Here is a 23,153-nt window from a genome sequence, read left to right on the forward strand (position 1 = left end):
ACGTTGGGCCTTGAGACATGCAGAGACGTTCGAGGCTCCCCTCCCAGAACGGTCCCGGAAGCATCCGGGGCCGTTTTTTTTCGGCATGCATTCATACTACGTAATGAGTCTAAAATTACATTAAGTATTAACGATTCCCGTTCATGTGATCACACTGGGTCCGATGGACGGAGACAGTCGTGTTGCAACGGAAGGACAATCGAACGAGCCTCGCCTTCGTGCTGACGCGCGCCGTTCCGGCGCTGCTGCTGACCCTGGCGGCCGGCGGGCTTGCCTTCCTGCTCCTCGCCTGGGCGGCCCATCAGTCCGACCGCGTCTCCTTCCAGCGGCAGGAAAGGCTGGTCGCCCTCGTCGTCTCGCAGCTGCGCTCGCAGGTTGCGCACGACCAGGAAAGCTCGACGGTGTGGGACACTGCGGTGGAGAAGGTCCGCGCCGACGACACGCACTGGATCGACGACAATCTCGGCACCTGGATGCACAGTTACTTCGGGTTCGACGGCGCCTATGTGCTGAACCCCGAAAACCGTCCGATCTACGCGTTCGCCAATGGGAGGATGACGTCCCCCGCCGCCTATGACGCGATCCGCGGACAGGTCGCGCCGCTCGTCCACGCCCTGCGGCATGACATGCGCGATGGCCATGCTACGGGGCAGGGCGGCAAGTTCCTCTCGCCCGGCATTGCCGATCTTGCGGTTGTCAGCGGCCATCCCGCGGTCATCAGCGTCAAGCCCATCGTCTCGGATACCGGCAAGATCCGGCAGGCGCCCGGCACTGAATATCTGCACGTCGCCGTCCGCTTCCTCGACGGCTCCTTCGCCCGCCGGCTGACGCGCGACTATCTTTTCAATGGCCTGCATTTCGCCTGGACTCCGGCGCACGGCCTTGGCGCCGCCGCCTACCCGGTCGACGACAATGCCGGCAAGCGGATCGGCTATTTCATCTGGCGCCCCTACCGCCCCGGCACGGCGGTGCTGTCGCGGGCGATGCCGATCCTCGGCGGGCTGCTCGCCCTGGCGCTGCTCACCGTCGCCGGCTTCCTCGCCGTCGTCCGCAGCCGCTCGCTCCGGCTGCAGGCGAGCGAGGTGCGGATCCATCACCTCGCGTTTCACGATCCGCTGACGGGCCTGCCCAATCGCACCTTCTTCAACGAGAGCGCCGATGCCGCCCTCGCCGCGCTGTCCGGGACCTCGATCGCGCTGCTCTTTCTCGATCTCGACCGCTTCAAGCAGGTGAACGACACGCTGGGCCATCCCGCCGGCGACACGCTGATCCGCGAATTTGGCGCGCGCCTCCGCGCCCTGGTCCGCGAGGAGGACATGGTCGCCCGCGTCGGCGGCGACGAATTCACCGTCATGCTCGCTGGCGTTGCCGGGCGCGAGGATGTGGAGAAGCTCTGCGCGCGCATCGTCGAGTCCGTCCGCGTCCCCTTCGATCTTGATGGCAACCGTGTGTTCGTCGGGCTGAGCATCGGCGTCGCTCTCGCACCGGATCATGGCACGGACCGTATTGACCTGCTCCGCAAGGCCGACATCGCCCTCTACAGTGCCAAATCCACCGGGCGCGGCCGCTTTGCGTTCTTTGACCCGGTCATGGACGACGCGCTCCGCCTTCGCCGCGAAATCGAGGCCGACCTGCGCGCTGCCCTGCAGGAAAGCGGCGAGATCGTGCCATATTACCAGCCCATTCACGCCGCCGCCGGCCATACCATTACCGGGTTCGAGGCGCTGCTGCGCTGGCGCCACCCCGCGCTCGGCTGGATCTCGCCCGACCTGTTCATCCCCATCGCCGAGGAAGCCGGCCTGATCGAGATGATGGGCGAGCGCGTGCTCCGCGAGGCCTGCACTGCCGCGGTCAACTGGCCGAACCGCACCATCGCGGTGAACGCCTCCGGCCCCGAACTCGCCAATCCCGGCTATGCCGAGCGGGTCGCCGCCATCCTGCGCGTCACCGGCCTGCCGCCGCAGCGCCTCGAGATCGAGATCACCGAAACCGCCGCCAACGGCCAGATCGGCACCGCAGCCGAGAACCTCGCATCGCTCCGGGCAATGGGGGTCCGCATCGCCATCGACGACTTCGGCACCGGTTTCTCTTCGCTTGCCCGCCTCCAGCAGCTCCGGGTCGACCGCGTCAAGATCGACCGCAGCTTTATCCACGGCTTCGGCGACCAGGACAGCGACGAGGTCATTGTCCGGGCGATCATCGAGCTCGCCCACGCCCGGGGGCTGCGCGTCACCGCCGAGGGCGTCGAGACACTGGAACAGCGCGAGGGCCTCGCGCGGATCGGCTGCGACGATCTCCAGGGCTTCATCTTCTCGAAGGCGCGGCCTGCCCCCGAAATCGACAGACTCGTCGAGGCCGACGACGCGCCGGCGAACGATATGCCCGCACCGCAGGGCCGTACCGCCTGATGTCAAGCGGCACTTCGCGACACGCGCGGAAGGTTGCCTATCTGCTCCTCTGTCAACTGCCACCCATATACAGAATTTCCGATACTGCCTGATCGGTTTGAGAAAGTGATCGCGCGCTGCCTTGCGCCTGTCCGGACGATCCTGCGGATGACCTGATCGACTTCCGCTGACCAAAATATGCCCGCCAAATCTTCGTAATCCTCGCCATCACCACATCCCGGCTCCGCCCCCATATCGTCCATGGGGGCCATTGTGGAGCCAGCGTCCCCAAGAGCCCGATTCGTTGCCGATCCCCCAAACAACCTGGCCCTTATTCCATGCCGAAAGACCGTCTGATCCCGGTTGGAAGGCGATCGTACGAACGGTTGAACGTGCCGCCCCGCCCTGTCCTTTCTCCCGACTCTCTGCTTGATCCAGCGCAACGCCCGGCACATGCGGTCTGCCTAGCCTCCACACACGCAATAAGCGGCAACCTTCTTGGCGTGGAGCAAGACAATGGCCTTACGTATCGACTCATCGGAAATCATGTCCCGCCGGCGCGTCGTCGCCGGCGCCGCCGGGCTGGCTGGCCTGGCTGCCGGCCTGGTTGCCCTCAGCCGCACGGCCCGGGCGCAGGACCAGGATCAGGACCGGCTGCGCGATCAGGACAAACTGCAGGATCCCGATCAGGACCGCGATCTCGACCGTGACCGCGACCGCGACATGACGCACGACCAGATCGGCGTTGGCCGAGGCCCCGCAGCGGGCGGCCACGGGTCGGGAAGCGGCGCGGGCGGCGGCGGTGCCGGCGGTGGTGGCGCTGGTGGGGGCGGAGGCCGATAGGCCTGCGCAACGTCTGTCCGGGAGGACATGCGGTCTCCACTGGCGGCAGAGCCGGGCGGCGGCATGATGAACTCGCGCGAGACTACCGCGTTTTCTGCAAGCCAAGCCCACTCGCGACAACTGTGTGTGCCCCGGAGCGATCCGGGGCCTTCTTTCCGCCCGCCGGAGCGAACCCGGTATTGGCTCAATCGGAAGCTGTCGCCGTTCATCTCAAGGAGAGGACGTGATGGGCCAGTCGGTAGAGTTGCGCGTCTCCATCAGTTGATGCACCAGACCGGCTACGGTCACGAACCCCGCCGGGAGGCCGCTTGCCTGCGCGGTCTCTCGGCCTGGTTCAACGCGCCACCGCTAGCCTGGTGTTGTCATCAGGATCGACAGCTTCACACCCTCAGCGGATTCAGTGTTGCGTGGCGAGACGAGATGCTGCTTCGCGGGTTTGGGCCTCGCGGGTCGCAGCCAGCCGAGCGAGACCCTGCCGGCAGACCGCGAGGATGTCAGGCGGCGCGTGTTCCGGGCGCCCAGCCTCGAAGGGTGGGGCGGGAGCGTATTCGAAGCCCAGCTGGAGGGTTTGCGCCACCTGCGGACCGGCAATCTCGGCGAGGACCACGAGCGCGAAATCAATTCCCGCGGTCACACCGCCGCCGGTGATGACGTTGCCATCGCGCACCACGCGGCCGTCATCCGGAATTGCGCCGAACGGCTTCAGCAGGTCTCGCCACGCCCAGTGGCACGCGGCGCGCCGCCCCCGCAACAGCCCGGCGGCGCCGAGGATCAGCGAACCGGTGCAGACCGAGGTGATGTAGCGTGCATCGGCGGCAAGTCGGCGGAGTTCGGAGATAAAGCCGTCGTCCAGCGCCGCGTCGAGCGCGTTTGTGCCGCCCGGCACGCAGAGAAGGTCACAGCCGGGAACGTCCGCAAGGCGGGCGGTGCGGGCGAAGACGAGGCCGTCGCTCGGCACATCGCCGCCATCGCGACTGGCGACGATGACCTCGCATCCCGGCGCGCGGATGAAGAACTGGTGCGGACCCGTGAAATCGAGCTGGGTCATGCCCGGATAGACGGCGAAGAGGATACGAAATGGCGGTGGGGACATGGGGTATCTCCGATGATGCGACCGAGTGTCCCATGACGGCACGATTGACGAAATGACCATGATCCCTCATTTCAGGCCATGGCCCGGCATATCGGCATCCTGATCTATCAGGACTTCCAGATCCTCGACGCCTCGGGGCCGATCACGGCGTTCGAGATCGCCGCGCGGCATCAGGCGGACGTGTATCGGCTGGCGATCCTCTCCGCATCTGGCGGCCCCGTCCGCTCATCGTCCGGCGCCGTGCTGGGCAGCGAACCCGCCAGTGCGGCCGGTGCGCTGGACACTCTGATCGTGACGGGCGGCAGAGGCTGCCGGCGGGCAATGGAGTGTCCCGAGATCCGTGCCTTCGTCGTGGCGCAGGCGCGGGGAGCGAGGCGGCTGTGCAGCGTCTGTTCGGGTGCTTTCCTGCTGGCGGCGGCGGGCGTTCTGGACGGGCGGCGGGTGACGACGCATTGGCGACGGACGGAGGAACTGGCGCGGCTGTTTCCGCGCCTCCTGGTCGAGCCGGATGCCATTCACATCCGTGACGGGGCGATATGGACCTCGGCGGGGATTACCGCCGGCATCGATCTGTCGCTGGCGCTGATCGCCGGGGACCTGGGCGAGGCGGTGGCGCGGCGCGTGGCGCAGGAGATGGTGGTCTATTATCGCCGGCCGGGCGGGCAGTCGCAGTTTTCGGCGCTGATCGAGATGGGTGGAGGAGACGGACGCTTCGCCGGGCTGCTCGGCTGGATGCGCGACCATCTGGACGCGCGTCTGACCGTCGAGGTGCTGGCCGAACGGGCCGCGATGAGTCCACGGCATTTCTCGCGGGCATTCAGCCGGTCGGTCGGCATGAGTCCGGCGAGGGCGGTGGAGCGCCTGCGGCTGGAGACCGCGCGCGAGCGGGTCGAACATTCCAGCATGCCCATCGAGGCGATTGCCGGGATGGTCGGGTTTCACGACCCGGAACGCATGCGGCGGGCGTTCCTGCGCGCCTTCGGCCAGCCGCCGCAGGCCTTGCGCCGCAGCGCGCAAGCGCAATGACGGCGACGGGTCACGCCGGCTGTTTCCCGTATCGGCAACGGGCAAGGAGCCGAGCGCGGGAGGTCGGACTCCCGCGCGTTGACCGGATGCGGCTACTGCATGAACCAGCCATGGCTGACGACCATCGACTGGCCGGTCAGGGCATTGCTCGGGAATCCGGCGAAATGGAGCACCGCGGCGGCGACGTCTTCCACGGTTGTGAATTCGCCGTCCACGGTGTCTTTCAGCATGACATTGCGCACGACGTCATCCTCGCTGATGCCGAGTTCCTTTGCCTGTTCCGGGATCTGCTTTTCGACCAGCGGCGTCCGCACGAAGCCGGGGCAGACGACATTGGCGCGGACATTATGTTCCGCGCCCTCCTTGGCGAGAACCTTGCAGAGGCCGATCAGCCCATGCTTCGCGGTGACATAGGGCGCTTTCAGCTTCGACGCCTCCTTTGAATGCACCGACCCGATATAGACGACCGAGCCGCTTTTCTGCGCATACATGTATTTCAGGCAGGCGCGCGTCGTCAGGAATGCGCCGTCGAGATGTATCGAGAGCAGCTTCTTCCAGTCGGAAAAGGGAAACTTGGCAAGCGGCCTGACGATCTGGATGCCGGCATTGCTCACCAGCACATCGATCCGGCCGAACCTTTCAGCGGCGGCGGCAACGCCGTCCTCCACCTGTTGCTCGTCGGTGACGTCCATCGAAACCGCCAGCGGCGCCGGCCCGAAGGTCGCGATGGCGCTTGCCGTCTTGCGTGCGGCGTCGAGATCGAGATCGGCGATCACGGCGTGGCCGCCTTCTCTGGCGAACTGTTCAGCGATGGCGCGGCCGATGCCGCTGGCGGCGCCGGTGATGATGCCGACCTTGCCGTCGAAACGGGCCATGGGAAAATCCTTTTCTCTTGAGGGGAATCCGGAGGGTCGATCAGGCAAGATAGTCGTGGACGACCTCGCCGAGATCGAGCGTCATGTCCGCGAGGATGTGGGAGGCGGCGACGACTTCGCGAACCGGCAGATCGGCGACCGGGGCGAGGGCGTGCGGATAGAGCGCGAGCGCGGCGGGACCGGTCCAGGCACCTTTCAGGACGATGTCGCTCATGTGATAGCGCACCAGTTCGCAGATGCGTGGCGAACCGTCGACATGCGGGATGATCTTGAGCAGGAAGTTCGGCTCATGCATCGAGGAGAGAACCGGATCGTGATCGAGCGTATGGTGCTTGTAGCCCATCGTGCCGGTGGCCACCCGGATTCGGCCGTAATCGAGCGTGCCAACCAGCGTGTCGATTTCGACTTCCAGGACCGGGCGCGCGAGTTTCTTCGGAAAGCCCCAGATCTCCCGTCCGCCGGCGATCGGCGGATGGTCGTTCAGGAACATCGAATGGACATAGACCCCAGGTTTGCCCTTGTAGCGAACCGGTATCACCTGGCCAGACTCCGTGTAGTCGCCGAAGCCGGTGCTGTCGGGCATGCGGATGAATTCGTATTTCACCACGTCATCGGCGAGTTCGAGCGGTTCGGGGACGATCTTCTCGAGCGCCGCGCGATCGGTGCGGTAGGTGATGATCATGTATTCGCGATTGACGAAGCGATAGGGTCCTTTCGGAAAGCCCGGGCTCGTCAGCGGCATCGCAAAGGCGGTTTCCCTGATCGTTGCTGCATCCATCGTGGCAATGCTCCTCGTCAAGATTCGGTTTTGGCGATGTCGAAGGTCCGCATGCCGAGTTCGTGCGGGTGTGGTTCGCGCCACGGTGCCGCGACCAGCGCGCGCGAGGCATCTTCGTGACCGTGGCGCCATCGTTCCGTGGCGGTGGTACGGTCGAACTGCACGTCCTTGTCGGCGCCCTGCGGATGCTCGGGGCGGTAGATCAAGTGTACGACATCGATCTGTGCCGGGCAGGAAAATTCTTGGAGATGCTTCGCGATCGGATCGTCGCGCAACTCGGGCGGCAGCTTTTCAAGGAAGGCGCAGACCCGGCGGCGCAGGTCCTGGCGGCGTTTCTCCGCGTCGGTGCCATAGCGCGTGCGGCTTGAATAGCGGATGTCCTTCTCGCGTTCGGCGACGCCATCGAGCGTTTTCGGCATCGGCCCACGGGCCGGAAACAGGTCCACCTGGAAGACCAGGCTATTCTCGCGCGGTTCGCAGCGCATCATGTATTCGAGCGGAGTGTTCGAGACGAGCCCGCCGTCCCAATAGGCTTCTCCATCGATTTCGACCGGCGGGAAGCCGGGCGGCAGGGCGCCGCTGGCCATGATGTGCTGCGGCGTGATCCGGCACTCGGCATTGTCGAAATAGATCATGTTGCCTGTACGAATCTGCACGGCGCCAACGGCAAGCCGCGTGGTGCCGCTATTGATCAGGTCGAAATCGACGAGTTCTTCGAGAGTCTGGCGCAGGTGGGCCGTATCGTAGAAGCTGAGCGGGTTTTCCGTAATGAAGTCGACCGGATGGCGGGGGCGGAAAAAGCCGGGTTGGCCGAACAGGACCGCGTTGAGCGCGCCGAGCTTCTTCTCGGCGGCGACGTGTAGGGACAGGGCGGGAGGAATGAAACCAGGCCGTGGGGTCGTGACGCGCTTCCAGAATTCGCGAAGCCGTTCGAGGCGGCGCTCCGGCGGATTGCCGACGATCAGGCTTGCATTGATCGCGCCGATCGAGACGCCGATGATCCAGTCGGGGTCGTAGGCGTGCTCCGCGAGTGCCTCGTAGGCGCCGGCTTGGTAGGCACCGAGCGCGCCGCCGCCCTGCAACAGAAGGACGTTCCGCAACCCCGTGGCGCAAGCCGGGGTGGCGGCGGAGGGCTGTCGGGATCTCCGCTTGTTCGTGACCGACATCGGGTAAGCCTTTCCATTGGAGCCTGGCAGGGTTCGGCAAGGCGGTGGCGACAGGCGAGGTGCGGCCAGGTTGAGCCCGCGCGGCAGGATCGATCCGGAACCGGTGACCCGCCATGCGAATGCCGACCCGCCGATATTGACTGCCCTGATTTTGTGCGCTGCGGTAGAGGTCGCGATGACGTGTCAATAACACGTCATCGTCAGAAGAGGCCGTCGGCGACCGGCCGATCGGAAAAATTGCCGATACTGCAAGGACAATCCAGAAACGCACTGGTTCCGGAGCCGGTGTTGTATCACCGTATCTTGAAGCAGCGGGCGTGAACCTGCGGCCGCGGATCCTGATGTCATGATCGGCAACGGGACGATACGATGCCCGGAGCGATCCGCATCACGCAGGTCTGGACTCGTCGCCATAGGCGAGACGGCGTCGGGAGAGGGCGGCCGCGAACAGGTCCCGGGCGATCTTCACGGGGCCGAGAAGCGTGCCATGCTCGATCACCACGGCCGCAGCGAAACGTGGCCTGTCGAGCGGCGCGTAGCCCACGAACAGCGCATTCGGCCGGTCCTGCCACGGCAGTTCGGCATCGTTGTAGTTTTCGGCTTCCATCTCGGCGCTTTCCCCGATGACCTGGGCCGTGCCCGTCTTGCCGGCCATCCTGGCACCCCGGAGCGCGAGGCGGGCGCCCCAGGCGGTGCCGAGGGGCGTGTTGACCACCTCCGCCATACCCTGGCGGACCAGGGCCAGGTGACGATCCGAAAGGGAGAGCGTGGTTGCCGCCGGATGGGTTCGCTCGACCGCTCCGACCGTCCGGATGATTCGCGGGCGAACCGCCCGGCCGGTGCCGATGCGTGCCGCCATCACGGCGAGTGCGAGCGGCGTCAGGACGGTGTAGCCCTGACCGATCCCCTGAACCGCCGTATCGCCCTTGGTCCAGTCGATTTGCCGCTGTTTCGCCCATCGGCGCGTCGGGATGAAGCCTTCGGCGACATTCGGCAGGGCGAGCGCTTCGCGGCCCGTCAGGCCGAGATGCCGGGCCATCGCGGCCATCCGGTCGATTCCGGTGCGCATCGCGACGTGGTAGAAAAAAATGTCGCAGCTCTGCTGCAGGGCCGAAGCGACGTCCATCGAGCCGTGGCCGGAGCGGAGCCAGCAATAGAAGATCCGGTTGCCGATCTTCATGTGTCCGGAACAGAAGAACCTTGTGTCGCCGGTGATCGCGCCGGCTTCGAGTGCGGCGAGGGCGACGGTCGGCTTGAAGGATGAGCCCGGGGCATAGAGTCCGCCGGTCGCACGGTCAGTAAGCGGATGATGCGCCGCCTTCGAGGTCCAGCGCCGCCAGACATGATCGGGCACACCGTCGTCGAACCAGGTCGGGTCGAACGAGGGCGCGCTGGCCATGGCGAGCAGGTCGCCTGTGCTGGTGTCGATCAGCACCGCGGCGCCGGGCCGCCCGTTCAGGGCGCCGGCAGCGGTGCGCTGCAATCCGGCATCGAGGGTGAGACCGACGGCGTGCCCCTCGCGCGCCGGGCGTCGCGTGATGACGCGAACGACGGCCCCGCCGGCGTCGACCTCATCCTCGACGATGCCGGGCGATCCGAAGAGCGCGGCATTGGCCGATTTTTCGATGCCGCTGCCGCCGACGCGCACACCAGGCAGGGCGAGAACCGGCTCGCGCCCCGCATCGGCGCTGTCCGGGCGGACGACGTAGCCCACCGGATGGGCGGTAAGCGGGCCGAGCGGGTAGAATCGCCGGAAGCCGCGATCGATGATGAGGCCGGGCAGCGATGGCCTGTGAACTTCGAGTCTGGCCATCTCGTCCCAGCCGAGATCCTTCTTGACGAGGATCGGCAGGAAATGGATCGGCCCGGTGGCGAGCTTCGCAAGCCGGGCGCGATCGGCCGGCGACAGCGACACGATCCGTTCCAGGCGCGCGATCGTGGCGGCAGGGTCAGACGCCGCCGTCATCAGGAACAGGGCCTGCCATTGCTGGCGATTGCCGGCCAGAATGACGCCGTTGCGGTCAGTGATCAGTCCGCGTTCCGGCGCGATCAGCCGTTCGCTCACCGCGTTCTTGCGGGCGAGCCGGCTGTAGCGGCTGTGATCGACGATCTCCATCTCGTAGAGTCGCGCGGTCAGCGCCGAGAACAGCGCGACCTGGCTGCCTCCGATGATCATGGCGCGCCGGGTGAAGACGGCACGCTGCTTCTTGTCGCGTTGCGCGTTCATGCGGGCGGTCTGCCTCGCGCCGCGGCCGGTGCCAAGACACGGTTCGATGATCGTTGCCGGTCTCACGCGCCTTTGACTCCCCGCCGCGTGAAACGGGGCGGTTCGCCATATGTGGCATGGCAGGGTTTCGCACCGGGCGGCCGGCGTGCAAGGGCATGTGACTTGGCGGGGGTCGTTCTGGCGGAAAGCCGCGGCGCTGCGTCCTGGCCACCGGGTCGTTGCCCGGATGGGGGCGCGCGACTGGCCAGATGGCGTCCTTGACGGCACGGCGGCTTGTCACTCTATGTTGACCGAGGCCCGGCGCGGGCGAACCGCACCGTCCCGCCCGCATTCACCGAGGAGACCCGTCATGAAGCCGAAGCACAGTGCCCTGTCGATGCTCACCCTGGCCGCCGCGCTCGCGCCGGCGCTGCCGCATGCGACGGCGGCGAAGGCGGCGAGCGGGATCGTTCTCGCCGCGGCCAATCCCTGCGCACCGCAGAATCCGTGCGCGCCGCAATCCGGCGCGACGAACGGGCAGACGAATTCGGGCAACCCTTGCGCTCCGCAGAACCCCTGCGCGCCGCAGAAATAGGCGTTTCGCCGCGGCGGCGGGCGCGCGCCGGATACGCCGCGGCAGCCCAGATCGCCGCCTGGGCGCGGGCCGGAACCAGCGCGCCCGCGCGGTTGCCCGGCACTGCCGAGGGGTTCGCCGAATGGGCGCAATATCCGCAGCCAGAGGCGTTGGATCCGGTGTCAGGCTGGCGGTTCTTCTACCATGCCCATGCGGTGCGTGAGCGGTTGCGCGCCGAGCATGGGCATTTCCACATCTTCACGCCGGGGCCGGCGGGCGGGATGGGCTTCACGCATCTGATCGGCATTTCGGTTGACGTGCAGGGCCTGCCGATCCGGCTGTTCACAACCAATCGCTGGGTGACTGACGAAGCCTGGCAACCAGCGGCGGCGATCGGACGACGCGTCTTGCGGCCGCGCCTGGCGGGGGCGTCGCCCGGCGATGTGGCGTGCTGGCTGGAAAATCTCGTTGTCCTGTTTGCACCGGACATCGTCGCGCTGCTGTACGCCCGGGATGCGCGGATGGGATCGGGGATCGGCCCTGGCGACCGGCGGTTCGAGGACCGCAGGCTACGGATACCGAGCCAGACGCGGGTTTCCCTCGCCGCCGCCCTGCGGCGTCTCGCCGCGGCATAGAAAACATTCATTTCCGCTACCGTGTTTTGCAGGACAATCGTTCTGCCCAAGGAGGCCTTGCCGACATCCCCATTTTCATTTTTCCGGAACTATTGACCGGCCTTTGGTAGGTCACAAAAATCGTCTCGAAAGTTTCAATTCGAACGATCACGCGGCCGGCGAGTCCGGCGCGCAATCCGGGCAAGATGGACCTCGAAGGAGGAAGGATGAAGGCGGGCGGTTTCGGAATGGCCGGCGCGATCGCTGCTGGCCGCAATGCCGGGAATGGCGCCTCGCCGGCGGTTGTCACACGGGGTGGGGCATGAGCCAGATTGCCGCGACCGGGCCGCGTCCGCCGCGAGCTCTGCTGGCCGCAGCGAGCGTCGTCATCGTCGGGCTTCTCGCGATGACCATGCCGGCTACCGGCGGCAGGCTGCCGGCGCTGGTTCTGATCGGTGCGGCAATGGGCATGACGCTGGCCCACGGCGGCTACGGTTTCGCCTATGGCTGGCGCGCGCTGGTCCTGCGCCGTGACGGCAGCGGAGCGATGGCCAATCTTCTCATGCTCGCGGCGGCGACGGTGCTGTTCGCCCCCATTCTGGCGCGGGGAGCGGTGTTCGGCCACGGCGTGGCCGGTGCGATCGCGCCAGCGGGCGTGCCGGTCGCGGTCGGTTCGTTTTTGTTCGGGGTGGGGATGCAGATGTCCGGCGCCTGTGCCTCGGGCTGCCTGTATGCGTCGGGCGGCGGCAATCTGCGCACGTTGCTCGCGTTGCTGTTCTTTTGCGCGGGAGCCTTCATCGCAACATTCCAGCTGCCCTGGTGGCTTTCCCTGCCTTCGCTTGGCGCGGTCTCGTTCGGTGGCATGATCGGCTGGGGCCCGGGCGCGGCCCTGCAGATCGTTGCGCTCGGCGGCCTTGCGCTGATACTGCGGCGGTTCGCGCCGCCGGCCTCGCCGATGATGCGCGCCTGGCTGCCGAAGGGGAGTGCCTGGTTCCGTGGCCCCTGGCCGCTCCCTTTCGCCGCGCTGATGCTGGCCGGGCTGAACTGGTTGACCCTCCTGATCGCCGGGCATCCCTGGTCGATCGTCTGGGGGTTCACGCTCTGGGGCGCGAAGGGGGCGAGCCTGCTCGGCTGGGTGCCGCCCGCGCACGGCTTCTGGAGCTGGCCGTTCCCGCACGCGGCGCTTTCCCACGGCATTCTGGCCGACGAGACGTCGGTGATGAATATCAGCATCGTTCTCGGTGCGCTGCTTGCAAGCGCGATCGGCGGACGGTTCAGCCTGACCGCGAAATTCGAGCCGCTGCCGTTGCTTTCCGCGGCGCTGGGCGGTCTTGCCATGGGTTATGGCGCGCGGCTCGCCTTCGGCTGCAATATCGGCAGCCTGTTCAGCGGCATCGCCTCGACCAGCCTGCACGGCTGGGAGTGGCTGGTTTTCGCGCTGCTCGGCACGCCCGTGGGCATCGCGCTCAGAAGACGGTTCGGACTGCCGGACTGAATGGACATGCGGGCGGCCGGCGCAGGCCGGCGCCTCGCCAGGGATCAGGGAGATCATCATGAAACTGTCAGTCATTCCGGCATTCGGTCTTGCCGCGGCCGTTCTCGGCGGCACGGCCTTCGCCGCGAAGCCGGTGCCGCCGCTGGTGAGCGCGGATTGGGTCGCGGCCCATGCGTGCAAGCCAGGCGTCGTCATGCTCGACGTCCGCAATCCGATCGGCGGCGGCAACGTGCAGACCTATATGCACGGGCATGTGCCGTGCGCGGTCTACAGCAATTATGCGCAGAACGGCCTATGGCGGAAGGATGTCGACGGCGCGCCGGGTATGGTGCCGCCCGTCGCGGAGCTGGAGACCCTGATCGGCGGCCTCGGTATCGGCAACCGCACGCGCGTGGTCATCTACACGGCCGGGACGAGCGCCACCGACATGGCGAGCGCCGCGCGTGTGTTCTGGACCTTCAAGTATCTGGGCGACAACAATGTCTCCATCCTGAACGGCGGCTATGCCGGATATGTCGGGCGGGGCAGCACGCCGGCCCATCCGGTGCAGGCGGGCTTCGTCAAGCCGGTGGCGACACGCTTCGTGGCCCATGTCAGGCCGCGCCTGCTGGCGACGGAGGCCGAGGTGGAGCGGGCGATGAAGGCGCACGTTCCGCTGGTCGACGACCGGCCGTCGGCGCAATATCTCGGCGTGAACCTCGCGCCGGTGGATACGCGTCCGGGCACGATTCCCGGAGCGCGCAACCTTCCCGAAAGCTGGCTGACGGTGAACGATGGCGGCGTGTTCCGCACGCCGGCGGATCTTGCCGGGCTCTACAAGGCGGCAGGGGTGCCGATGGCGGGCCGGCAGATCAATTTCTGCAATACCGCGCACTGGGCGGCGCTCGGCTGGTTTGCCAGCTATGAGTTGCTCGGCAACAAGCAGGCGAAGCTCTACACGGGCTCGATGTCGCAATGGTCGCGCAACGCCGCGCTGCCCGTCGAGCGTCAGGTGCGCTGACCTCGGATGCGTTCTTGTGACACCGCCGTGGCCAGGCTTTGGCCGGGCCCCGGCGGTGTCAGCGCTGATCCTGGCAGCCGCAGGAGTTCCGGATCCTCAATTCCGGCGTGAGACGCACGATTTCGAATTGATCATCGGGCCGCGCGATGCGTCTCGTCAGCAGTTCCACCGCCTTCATGGCGATGTCCTCGAGTGGCTGTGCGAGCACTGTGAGCCGGGGGTTGAAGAGTTCGGCCCAGTCGAAATCATCGAACCCGACCAGAGCCATTCCCGCAGGCACCTCTATGCCGGCATCGCGCAAGGCGTGCATGGCGCCGATCATCATCAGGTTGTTGGAGGCCACGATCGCGGTCGGCCGTGGGTCGAGCCGGAGCAGTTCGCGAACGGCGCGGCGTGCCGGTTCGTTTGCCGATTCTCCGCAACACACCAGGGCGGGATCGAACGGGATGCTGGCCTGATGCAGGGCGTCGCGATATCCTTCGAGCCGCTCGATCGATGTTGAAATTCCTGGAGCTCCCGCCACGAAGCCGATGCGGCGATGGCCGTGGCCGATCAGATGCGAGATGAGCTCGCGGCACGCGACGGTGTTCTCGACGCCGACCTGGTCGAACTCGCCTCGAACGATACGATCGACCAGCACCGACGGTATGCCCTTGCCCTTCAGGTAGTCGAGCGCCCGTCGGTCGGTTCCCGCGGTCGGCGCGAGAATGATGCCGTCCACCCGGCGCTGGTGCAACGCCTTGATGACCCGCAGTTCCTGGTCCGGATCGTCATGCGTGTCGGCCAGGAATATCATCAGGCCCCGCCTTGCGCATTCGGATTCGATCACACGGACCGTTTCCGCAAAATAATGATTTGTCAGGGCAGAGATCGCCACACCGATCGTTTTCGTCGACGCTCCCGCCAGGGCCTGCGCCAGCGAGTTCGGAACGTAGCCGGTCTTCCTGATGGCATCCCTTACAGCTTCGACCGTCGCGGGACGGACTTTTCTGGTGCCGTTGATGACATGCGAAACGGTTGATACCGAAACGCCTGCCTTGTGGGCAACATCTTCCATGGTGGCCAATTGCTCGACCCCTTACAGATCCGGCGACCGGTGATGTCGGTAAGCAGCCGACCGAGGAGATGGGAGCGGGGCGACGTTCCCATACTGTCCGATCATGATGCGGCGAGTCACGAAATGGCCCCTCCTTCAGGTGCAGAGCGAACTCGCCGCAGGGTAAAGGGTTCGGAATTTCTGATATCGGTCGTCCAGATCCTCGCGACGGTCCGCTTGCGGCTCGAAGGTCTTTCTGACGGGCAGTGACATGTTCACCGGCTCGTCGATTCCGAGCGCGGCGAAACCGAGTTTCGCCGCGCCGATCCCCGCGCCGAGTTCGCTGCCTTCCAGCGTATGGAGTTCGCGTCCCAGCACGTTCGCCAGCAACTGTCCCCAGTAATCGCTTTTCGCTCCGCCGCCGACCAGAGAACAATGACGAATATCCGAACCTGACTCCTCCACCGAACCCATGGCATCCCGCAGGGCGAAGGCGACTCCTTCGAGAACGGCGTAGCCGAATGACGGCGCCGCGGTCTCGATGCCGACATTCATGAAGCCGCCGCGCACGTTCGGATCGTTGTGCGGGGTACGCTCGCCGGATAGATAGGGCAGAAACAGCGGGGTTGTCGGCGGAACCGGCCGTTCGAGTGGCAGTTCGGCGGCAAGCCGATCAAGCAAAGCCTGTTCGCTCGGCATCGACAGCAGTTTCGATACCCAACGCAGCGAATTTGCGCCGCACAGGATGGCCCCCATCGCGTACCATCTCTCTGGCAGCGCGTGGCAGAAGCCGTGAACGCCGCCGGCAATGCGCGCCAGGGGGCGATCGGTGATCGACACGACGGCGGCACTGGTTCCCAGGGTGACAAACGAATCGCCCGGGTGTGACGCGCCGATCCCGACCGCGGAGGCCGGATTGTCGGCGCCGCCGCCTGCGACCACGACCTTGCTGTCGAGGCCAAGCTCGCTGGCGGCGCTTCGGGTCAGGGTGCCGGTGGCGGATGTTCCCTCGCACAGGCTGGGAAATTGCCGAGGTTCGAGATGGGTCGCGGCGATCATCGGCTCGAACCATGAGCGGCGATGCACATCAAGAAAGAGCGTGCCGGCGGCATCGGACATATCGGTGACGCGCTCGCCGGTCAGCCGGAGCCGGAGATAGTCCTTGGGCGACAGGAGGCAGTCGATCTTCCGGAATGATTCGATTTCGTGGCCATGCAGCCAAAGCAGCTTGGGTGCCGTGAGGCCGGCCATCGGAAGGCTGCCGGTCGCCTCGATGAACGAGGGATGATTTTCCGCCAGGAACGCCGCTTCGGCAGTGGAGCGCGCATCGTTCCACAAGATCACGGGGCGGATGCTTCGGTTATGCCGATCCAGAAGGACCGCTCCATGCATCTGTCCGGACAGCCCGATCGATCTGACCGCCTCATAAGCTTCGGGATACTGCCGGCGAAGTTCGCGCAGGGCCGTTATGCAGGCGATCCACCAATCCTCGGGATCCTGCTCGGCCCAGCCGGGGTGCGGATGCGATGTCGGCACGGCAGCCGACATGGTGCCGATGACCGCTCCGGATGAGGTCAGCAGGACCGCCTTGACGCCTGATGTCCCGAGGTCGATGCCAAGTGAGAGGGGGGAGGCGAAAGATCTCATTCTCGCAACTGCTCGATATTTCCAATGCTTGCCTGTCTCGCGCTGCGGCGCACGAGACTGCGCCGGAGGTCATGCGTGGAGGCGTTTGCTGTCAACTCATGCGGCCTGCTCCGTGCGGCACCGAAATCCAAAACGATCGCGTGTATGCGGCGAGCCCTGGCGGACGCGGGGGGATGATGCGCAACGGCACGATGCCGGCCCGCGAGTCGATCTTCTCCTGACCTGCCTACAAACACTACAGGGAGCGAAAGCGCTTGCGCAAGCGCTTTCGTTCATCTAATTTTTGGTCTCTGGGCAAATCTATGAGCCAAATTTGTCCGAAAAGTAGAATTGTTCAAAAACAGGAGGGAACGGGAATGAAGCTGGCAAAGCGGCTTTCGATAGTGGGCATGGCAATCGCCGGAACGATCGGCCTGGCCGGCCCGCACGCCGAGGCGGCGCAGACCTGCGCGAAGCCGAAATACGTGATCGGCATGTCGTTGATGACGCTGACCAATCCGTATTTCGAGACCATGGCGAAAACCGCCGCCAAGGATGCGGCCGCGGATTGCGCGAAGCTGATCTATTATGGCGGCAACATGAGCGAGGCGCAGCAGCTCAACCAGGTCGAGGCGTTCATCCAGCGGCATGTCAACGCGATCATGTTCGCTCCCGCCGATGCGGCGGCGGCCTCCTCCGCCGTGCTGGCAGCCAATCACGCGCATATCCCGGTCTTCACGATCGATACCAATGTCGACATGAAAACCCTGAAGCGCGCGGGCGGGCATATCGTCGAATTCGTCCAGTCGAACAATGTCCAGCTTGGCGAGAATGCCGCGAAGGAAGTCATCGCCTATGACAAGTCGGCTCTGCACGGGGCGCCGGTGAAGCTGGGATGGATTGATTATCCGTTTGCAACCTCGGTCCAGGATCGGGACAAGGGTTTCAAGAAAATCATCGATGGTGACAAGAACATCCACGTCGTATCGAGGTTGAATGGCAAGGGGACCACGCCGGGCGGCTTGTCCGCCACGGCGGCGATGCTTTCGGCGCATCCTGACGTCAATGTGATTTTCGATATCAATGCGCCGAGTGGTCTTGGGGCGATGGATGCGATCCGCGCCGCCAACAAGGTTGGCAAGGTTGCGGTGATCGGTCTCTCAGGCAGCCAGCAGGCCGTGCAGGCGATCTGCCAGAACTCTGTCTACAAGGCTGGCGCGCTGCAGTCCCCCGCGGTCGAGTCGAAGATCGAGGTCGCGAATATCATCAAGTATCTCGATGGCGACAAGAATATTCCCAAACTGGTTCTCACCAAGACCTATACCGTCAGTAAGGCTAACTGCCACGAGATGATGAAAATCGCCTATCCGTGACGACGGTGTCCACCGGCCAGGCTGGCAGCCTGGCCCTTTCGGGAATCGTCAAGCGATACGATTCCGCACCCGTGGTGCGCGGAGTGAGTTTCTCGCTCCGCGCTGGGGAAGTGACGGCGCTGCTTGGGCATAATGGCGCGGGCAAGTCGACGGCGCTGAAGATCCTGGGTGGGGCGGAGCAGCCATCCGGCGGCCATATCCTGCTCGATGGCGAGGCCGTGACGCTGACGACGCCGCGCATCGCCGAAGCGCACGGCATTGCCGTGGTCTGGCAGGAACTGCGCATCATCGAGAAACTGACGGTGACGCAGAATTTCTTCCTCAACCGGGAGAAGCGGCGCGGGCCATTCACCGACCGCACCGCGATGAACGAACATGTCAGGAGGGCCCTGGCGACTTACGGCCTCGCCGCTGATCCGGACATGGCTGCGGGAGCGCTGTCGCCGGCTGACCGGCAGATGCTGGAGATCATCATCGCGCTCGACAAGGGCGGCCGGTTCCTGCTGCTCGACGAGCCGACGTCGGCACTGAACGCGAGCGAGATCACCCGGCTGCTCGATACGGTCCGCCGGCTGGCGGCGGGCGGCACCTCGATCGCCATTGTCACGCACAAGCTCGGCGAGGCGCTGGCGGTTGCCGATCATGTGGTGGTGATGAAGGATGGCGATGTCGTGCTGGATGCGGAGCGCGCCGATCTTTCTGAGGCGGATCTTGCCTATTACATCACCGGCCATCGGCGCGATGCCACGCCGCTCGCCGAGGTCTCGCCGCGGACCGCGTTCGGCGGCACCACATTGCTCGATATAAAGACCCTCTCGAGCGGCAATTGCCGCTCGGCGAGTCTGGAGATCAATGCTGGAAGAGTGGTCGGGCTGTACGGCGTGGCCGGAGCCGGGCAGGTTGAACTGCTGGAGGTGCTGTTCGGCGTTCGGCCGATGCAGGGTGGCGAGATCCGCCTGGCCGGTGAGCCGTATGTGCCGACAACGCCGCGCGCCGCGCTGGCAAAAGGCTTCGGGTTCCTGACGGACGACCGCAAGGCCAACGGCTTCATTCCCGACATGACCATCGGCAAGAACATCGTGCTCGCCAGCATCGACCGGTTCTCGCGCGGGATCTGGTTCGACGATGCGGCAGTGGCGGAGCAGGCGCGCACCATGGCGGCCCGCCTGGCCATACGCTCGCCGCTTGGAACCAGCGTGCGGCGCCTGTCCGGCGGCAACCAGCAGAAGGTCATCTTCGCGAAATGGGTGACGGCGCGGAGCCGCATCCTGCTGCTCGCCGAGCCGACAAAAGGTGTCGATATCGGTGCCAAAGCCGAGATCCATGCCCTGATCCGCGAGTTGGCCGCGGCGGGCGATACGCTGCTCGTGTGCTCCTCGGAGATCGAGGAGATTCTCGAAGTTTCAGACGTGATCTATGTATTTCGGCACGGCATCTGCGAGGGCACAGGGATTCCGCGCGCCGAGGCCGAGGCACGTTCGATTCTCGCACAATCCCTCTGACATATCCGCAACCGGGGCGATCTTCATGGCAAAACAGGACACCAGCACGACAGCCAGCCCGCAACGGAAGGGCCTTCGCCTGCCGCCGGAGACGGGAATTTTCGTCATTCTCGCGCTGATCATGGCCGGGATGGAGGTGCTGACCGGAAACTTCCTGACCATCGGCAATATCTCGACCCTGCTGGTCAACACAATCACCATCGGGTTGCTGGCGGTCAGCGAGACCTTCGTGCTGCTGATCGGCGGCATCGACCTTTCGGTGGGCGCGATCCAGGCGCTGTCAGGTGTAACGGCCGCCGTGGTCATCAACCATACGCCGCTCGGCTGGCCTGGAGCGATCCTCGGCGGCATCCTGGCCGGGGCGCTGATCGGCTTCATCAATGGTTCGATCACACATTATATCAATGTTCCCGCCTTCATCACGACGTTCGCGACCCTGGGCGTCGCCGCATCGATCCCGCTGATCGTGACGCAGGCGAATCCGATTCCGATTTTCAGCAACACGTTCAACGCCCTTGGACAGGGATACGTGCTGAAGATCATTCCGATCGGCGTTCTCGTGATGCTGGTGGTCGCCGCGGCCGCGCATGTGGTGCTTAGCCGCACCGCGTTCGGCGTCAAGGTCTACGCCGTCGGCGGCAATCGCCATTCCGCCTGGCTGGCTGGCGTGAACATCGCGCGGATCGAGATCCTCTGCTTTACGCTTTCGGGAACGATTGCAGGGCTTGCCGGGGTGATCCTCGCCGCGCGCCTTGCGTCCGGTTATCCGACAGCCGGTTCCGGCGCGTCGTTGTTCGATGGAATCGCATCGGCGGTCGTGGGCGGGGTGAGTTTGTTCGGCGGATCCGGCAGTGTTGCCGGTGCCCTGCTCGGAGCGATCGTGATCGGCACGCTGACGGAAGGCATGGATGTGCTCGATCTCAATACCTATTGGCAACCGCTCGTGATCGGCATCGTCATCCTGCTCGCGGTGATGCTGGATACGTGGAAGACCGGATTGCTGCGCACCCTCATGCGCCGACTGCGCCGCGCCTGATGGCACCGCACCGCCGGGGTAAAAATCGGAATTACACCAGGCGTTTTTCGTTTCATCGGCCCCCGTTTTGCGTCTTTGTTTGAGCAGTGAACAGTGCTAGGATTCTCCTGCAATCATTGAAAGGCGTCGCCATGTCGAAAGCGTTCATAACGGATGTGATTCAGAATTCGACCGGGATTACCGGCGTCGCCGCGAACCGGGCGGCTACGGACGTTATCGAGGCGATCGTCAAGGAACTGAAGAAGAAGGGCAAATTCACGCTGCCGAGCTTTGGCACGTTCACGGTGCGCAAGACGAAGGCGCGCAAGGGCGTCAATCCGCGCAGCGGCGAGCCCATCAAGGTCAAGGCCGGAAAGACCGTGCGTTTCAAGTCGTCGCCGACGCTCAAGACACGCGTCTGACCCGCGGCGGCAGTCTGGCGCATCGGCTGGATCTGCCGCCGGTTTCCGGCCGGGCTGCCGGTCGTGTCTTCAGGGCTGGTTTCGCCTCGGGGCGCAGATGCGGCGTTTAGAGGACCGAGCGCACGATCTCCTCGATCCCGTGGTCCGGGTGCCAGCCAAGCAGGTTTTCGGCGCGGGAAGCATCGCCGACCGCGCGCGGAATATCGCTTGGCCGAAGGCGGGTCGGATCGATCTCGACCGAGACATGGATACCGAGAGAGACGATCATCGCCTCGACCATGTCGCGCATCCGGCGCGGAATGCCGGAGGCAATGTTGAAGATCGTGCCGTTCGGTAGGTCGTCGGAGCGTCCCAGCGCCAGCGCATACGCACGGACCACGTCGTTCACGTGAAGAAAGTCGCGCTCGGCATCGAGGTTGCCGACATGCAGCACCGGTGCTGCATCGCCGCGGGCAATCCGGCGGAGTTGGGCAGCAAAGGAGCCAAGAGCGAAGGCTTCGCTCTGCCCCGGGCCCACATGGTTGAAAGGACGGAAGCGCAGCACGCGCAGTCCGGATTCCGCAGCCATGGCGCCGAGGGTAAGATCCGCTGCGGCCTTGCTTGCCGCATAGGTGTTGAGCGGCGCCAGCGGGGCCGATTCGTCCAGCGGTTGGCCTGAGCGGAAGCTGGCTCCGTAGCAATCGGCACTTCCGGCATGGATCAGTTGGCAGCCAGGCGCATGGGCAAGCAGGGCACGGGCAAGATTCAGCGTGCCGTCGAGGTTCACCGCGAAGGCACGGCGTGGGTGTTCCCGTGCCTCGGGAATGGCGGCGATGCCCGCGAGATGGACGCAGGCATCCGGCCGGACGTCGCGCACCGAGGTCTCGGTGGCGGCGGGGTCGGTGATATCGGCGCGGAAGCTGACCAGTTCGGCCCACGGAAATCGGCGGCCAAGTTCTGGCATCAGGTGCCGCCCTACGAAGCCGCCGGCGCCGGTGACAAGTATCCGTCTCAATTGTCCCATGGGCCGGACGTCTCCATCGTATAGTCGTAGTCGGCGCACGCTAGTGGAAGTTGGAGACGGTGGCCAGTCCGCCGCCGGCGCGGAACGTTCGCATGGCGGCGGCAATCTGCGAGGTCAGCCCGGCGTGGTGCGGCGCAGGCGTTCGAGATCGGCGTCGACCATTTCGATGATCATCTGCTCGAGCGTGGTTTCCGGCCGCCAGCCGAGTTTCTGCTCCGCCTTCGCGGGATTGCCCAGCAGCACGTCGACCTCGGCGGGGCGGTAGAAGGCGGGATCGATGACGAGGTGGCGCTCCATGTCGAGGCCGGCATGGTCGAAGGCGATACGACACATGTCCCGCACCGTGGTAGTGCGGCCGGTGGCCACGACGTAGTCATCCGGCTTGTCCTGCTGGAGCATCAGCCACATCGCCTTCACGTAATCCCGTGCGTGGCCCCAGTCGCGCTTCGCGTCGACATTGCCAAGACGCAGTTCGCCGGCGAGGCCGAGCTTGATCCGGGCGACGCCGTCGGTCACCTTGCGGGTGACGAACTCGACGCCGCGAAGCGGGCTTTCGTGGTTGAACAGGATGCCCGAAGAGGCATGCATGCCGAAGCTCTCGCGGTAGTTCACCGTGATCCAGTGGCCGTAGAGTTTAGCAACGGCGTAGGGCGAGCGGGGATAAAAGGGGGTCGACTCGCTCTGCATCGGCTCCTGGATCAGGCCATACATTTCCGAGGAGGATGCCTGGTAGAAGCGGGCCTCCGGCTGTTCGGCGCGGATTGCCTCGAGGATGTTGGTGACGCCGACGGCGGTGATGTTGGCGGTCAGAATCGGCTGCCGCCAGGACGAGGCGACGAACGACTGGGCGGCAAGATTGTAGACCTCGTCGGGCCGGACTTCCTTGACGATGCGCACGAGACTGGAAAGATCAGCGAGATCGCCGTCAAGCAGGGTGACCTTGTCGGCGATGCCGAGCCAGCGCAGGCGATGGTCTTCGACGCCGCGATGCGAAGAGCGCCGTATCACACCGAATACCTTGTATCCCTTGCCCAGGAGCAACTGGGAGAGATAGGCGCCGTCCTGGCCGGTGATCCCGGTGACGAGTGCTGTTTTCATGCTTCGATCCCTTAGCCAATA

20 protein-coding genes are annotated in these 23,153 nt (G+C 65.2%); 11 read left to right on the plus strand and 9 right to left on the minus strand.

The genetic code is table 11. The annotated features are described in order from the left end of the window. The first annotated feature begins 179 nt into the window (after positions 1-179). Both APM_RS04200 and APM_RS22190 read left to right on the plus strand, forming a co-directional pair. Complete coding sequence (locus APM_RS04200) at positions 180-2,408, plus strand: bifunctional diguanylate cyclase/phosphodiesterase (RefSeq protein ID WP_007422108.1); 2,229 nt, start codon at positions 180-182, stop codon at positions 2,406-2,408. 495 nt (positions 2,409-2,903) lie between these two features. Next, positions 2,904-3,230 (plus strand): hypothetical protein, encoded by a 327-nt coding sequence (locus tag APM_RS22190; RefSeq protein WP_192826785.1) that lies wholly within the window; start codon positions 2,904-2,906, stop codon positions 3,228-3,230. Between the two features lie 397 nt (positions 3,231-3,627). Here the strand turns inward: APM_RS22190 and APM_RS04210 are convergent, their stop codons facing one another. Further along, positions 3,628-4,323, minus strand: coding sequence for a DJ-1/PfpI family protein (locus APM_RS04210; protein ID WP_007422110.1), 696 nt, complete (start codon positions 4,321-4,323; stop codon positions 3,628-3,630). Positions 4,324-4,401: 78 nt separating this feature from the next. Between APM_RS04210 and APM_RS04215 the strand changes: the two genes are divergently transcribed. Beyond that, positions 4,402-5,349 (plus strand): GlxA family transcriptional regulator, encoded by a 948-nt coding sequence (locus tag APM_RS04215; RefSeq protein ID WP_007422111.1) that lies wholly within the window; start codon positions 4,402-4,404, stop codon positions 5,347-5,349. Between the two features lie 92 nt (positions 5,350-5,441). On the opposite strand, the gene APM_RS04220 is transcribed toward APM_RS04215, so the two are convergent. The 4 genes from APM_RS04220 to mrdA form a co-directional block, all read right to left on the minus strand. Next, a complete protein-coding gene (locus tag APM_RS04220; RefSeq protein ID WP_007422112.1) occupies positions 5,442-6,224 on the minus strand; it encodes a 3-hydroxybutyrate dehydrogenase in 783 nt (260 codons plus the stop codon). A 40-nt stretch (positions 6,225-6,264) separates the two neighbouring features. After that, the gene (locus APM_RS04225) at positions 6,265-7,002 is read right to left on the minus strand and encodes an acetoacetate decarboxylase (RefSeq protein ID WP_007422113.1); all 738 of its coding nucleotides are present in this window, start codon (positions 7,000-7,002) and stop codon (positions 6,265-6,267) included. Between the two features lie 17 nt (positions 7,003-7,019). Next, the gene (locus APM_RS04230) at positions 7,020-8,168 is read right to left on the minus strand and encodes a patatin-like phospholipase family protein (protein ID WP_013639486.1); all 1,149 of its coding nucleotides are present in this window, start codon (positions 8,166-8,168) and stop codon (positions 7,020-7,022) included. 388 nt (positions 8,169-8,556) lie between these two features. After that, positions 8,557-10,395, minus strand: a complete 1,839-nt coding sequence (gene mrdA, locus APM_RS04235; protein WP_007422115.1) for a penicillin-binding protein 2 — start codon at positions 10,393-10,395, stop codon at positions 8,557-8,559. A 349-nt stretch (positions 10,396-10,744) separates the two neighbouring features. Between mrdA and APM_RS21335 the strand changes: the two genes are divergently transcribed. The 4 genes from APM_RS21335 (at position 10,745) to APM_RS04255 (ending at position 14,057) form a co-directional block, all read left to right on the plus strand. Then, positions 10,745-10,969 carry a hypothetical protein gene (locus tag APM_RS21335; protein ID WP_035186195.1) on the plus strand — a complete coding sequence of 75 codons (225 nt, stop codon included), beginning with the start codon at positions 10,745-10,747 and terminating at the stop codon, positions 10,967-10,969. Then, positions 10,882-11,583: a DUF6969 family protein gene (locus APM_RS23060; RefSeq protein ID WP_371259403.1), complete on the plus strand. Its 702-nt coding sequence runs from the start codon at positions 10,882-10,884 to the stop codon at positions 11,581-11,583. Before APM_RS21335 ends, APM_RS23060 begins: the two co-directional genes overlap by 88 nt. A 301-nt stretch (positions 11,584-11,884) precedes the next feature. Then, entirely contained in the window at positions 11,885-13,057 is a 1,173-nt protein-coding gene (locus tag APM_RS04250; protein ID WP_007422117.1) for a YeeE/YedE family protein, read from the plus strand. A 58-nt stretch (positions 13,058-13,115) separates the two neighbouring features. Next, on the plus strand, positions 13,116-14,057 hold the full coding sequence (locus APM_RS04255; protein WP_007422118.1) for a sulfurtransferase: 942 nt from the start codon (positions 13,116-13,118) through the stop codon (positions 14,055-14,057). A gap of 58 nt (positions 14,058-14,115) precedes the next feature. On the opposite strand, the gene APM_RS04260 is transcribed toward APM_RS04255, so the two are convergent. Next, the gene (locus APM_RS04260; RefSeq protein ID WP_007422119.1) at positions 14,116-15,114 is read right to left on the minus strand and encodes a LacI family DNA-binding transcriptional regulator; all 999 of its coding nucleotides are present in this window, start codon (positions 15,112-15,114) and stop codon (positions 14,116-14,118) included. A gap of 135 nt (positions 15,115-15,249) precedes the next feature. Further along, positions 15,250-16,740, minus strand: coding sequence for a xylulokinase (gene xylB, locus APM_RS04265; protein WP_007422120.1), 1,491 nt, complete (start codon positions 16,738-16,740; stop codon positions 15,250-15,252). A 254-nt stretch (positions 16,741-16,994) separates the two neighbouring features. Between xylB and APM_RS04270 the strand changes: the two genes are divergently transcribed. The 4 genes from APM_RS04270 (at position 16,995) to APM_RS04285 (ending at position 21,031) form a co-directional block, all read left to right on the plus strand. Next, complete coding sequence (locus tag APM_RS04270) at positions 16,995-18,092, plus strand: substrate-binding domain-containing protein (RefSeq protein WP_007422121.1); 1,098 nt, start codon at positions 16,995-16,997, stop codon at positions 18,090-18,092. Then, positions 18,089-19,594, plus strand: a complete 1,506-nt coding sequence (locus APM_RS04275; protein ID WP_007422122.1) for a sugar ABC transporter ATP-binding protein — start codon at positions 18,089-18,091, stop codon at positions 19,592-19,594. The genes APM_RS04270 and APM_RS04275 overlap by 4 nt, the downstream gene beginning before the upstream one ends. A gap of 25 nt (positions 19,595-19,619) precedes the next feature. Further along, complete coding sequence (locus APM_RS04280; RefSeq protein ID WP_007422123.1) at positions 19,620-20,630, plus strand: ABC transporter permease; 1,011 nt, start codon at positions 19,620-19,622, stop codon at positions 20,628-20,630. Positions 20,631-20,761: 131 nt separating this feature from the next. Continuing rightward, positions 20,762-21,031, plus strand: coding sequence for an HU family DNA-binding protein (locus APM_RS04285; protein WP_007422124.1), 270 nt, complete (start codon positions 20,762-20,764; stop codon positions 21,029-21,031). Between the two features lie 106 nt (positions 21,032-21,137). On the opposite strand, the gene APM_RS04290 is transcribed toward APM_RS04285, so the two are convergent. Together APM_RS04290 and gmd are read right to left on the minus strand one after the other, a co-directional pair. Next, complete coding sequence (locus APM_RS04290) at positions 21,138-22,034, minus strand: GDP-mannose 4,6-dehydratase (protein WP_007422125.1); 897 nt, start codon at positions 22,032-22,034, stop codon at positions 21,138-21,140. A 114-nt stretch (positions 22,035-22,148) separates the two neighbouring features. Further along, positions 22,149-23,132, minus strand: a complete 984-nt coding sequence (gene gmd, locus APM_RS04295) for a GDP-mannose 4,6-dehydratase (protein ID WP_007422126.1) — start codon at positions 23,130-23,132, stop codon at positions 22,149-22,151. Positions 23,133-23,153 lie beyond the last annotated feature (21 nt).

The sequence above is a fragment of the Acidiphilium sp. PM genome (genome assembly GCF_000219295.1).
Classification (GTDB): Bacteria; Pseudomonadota; Alphaproteobacteria; order Acetobacterales; family Acetobacteraceae; genus Acidiphilium; species Acidiphilium multivorum.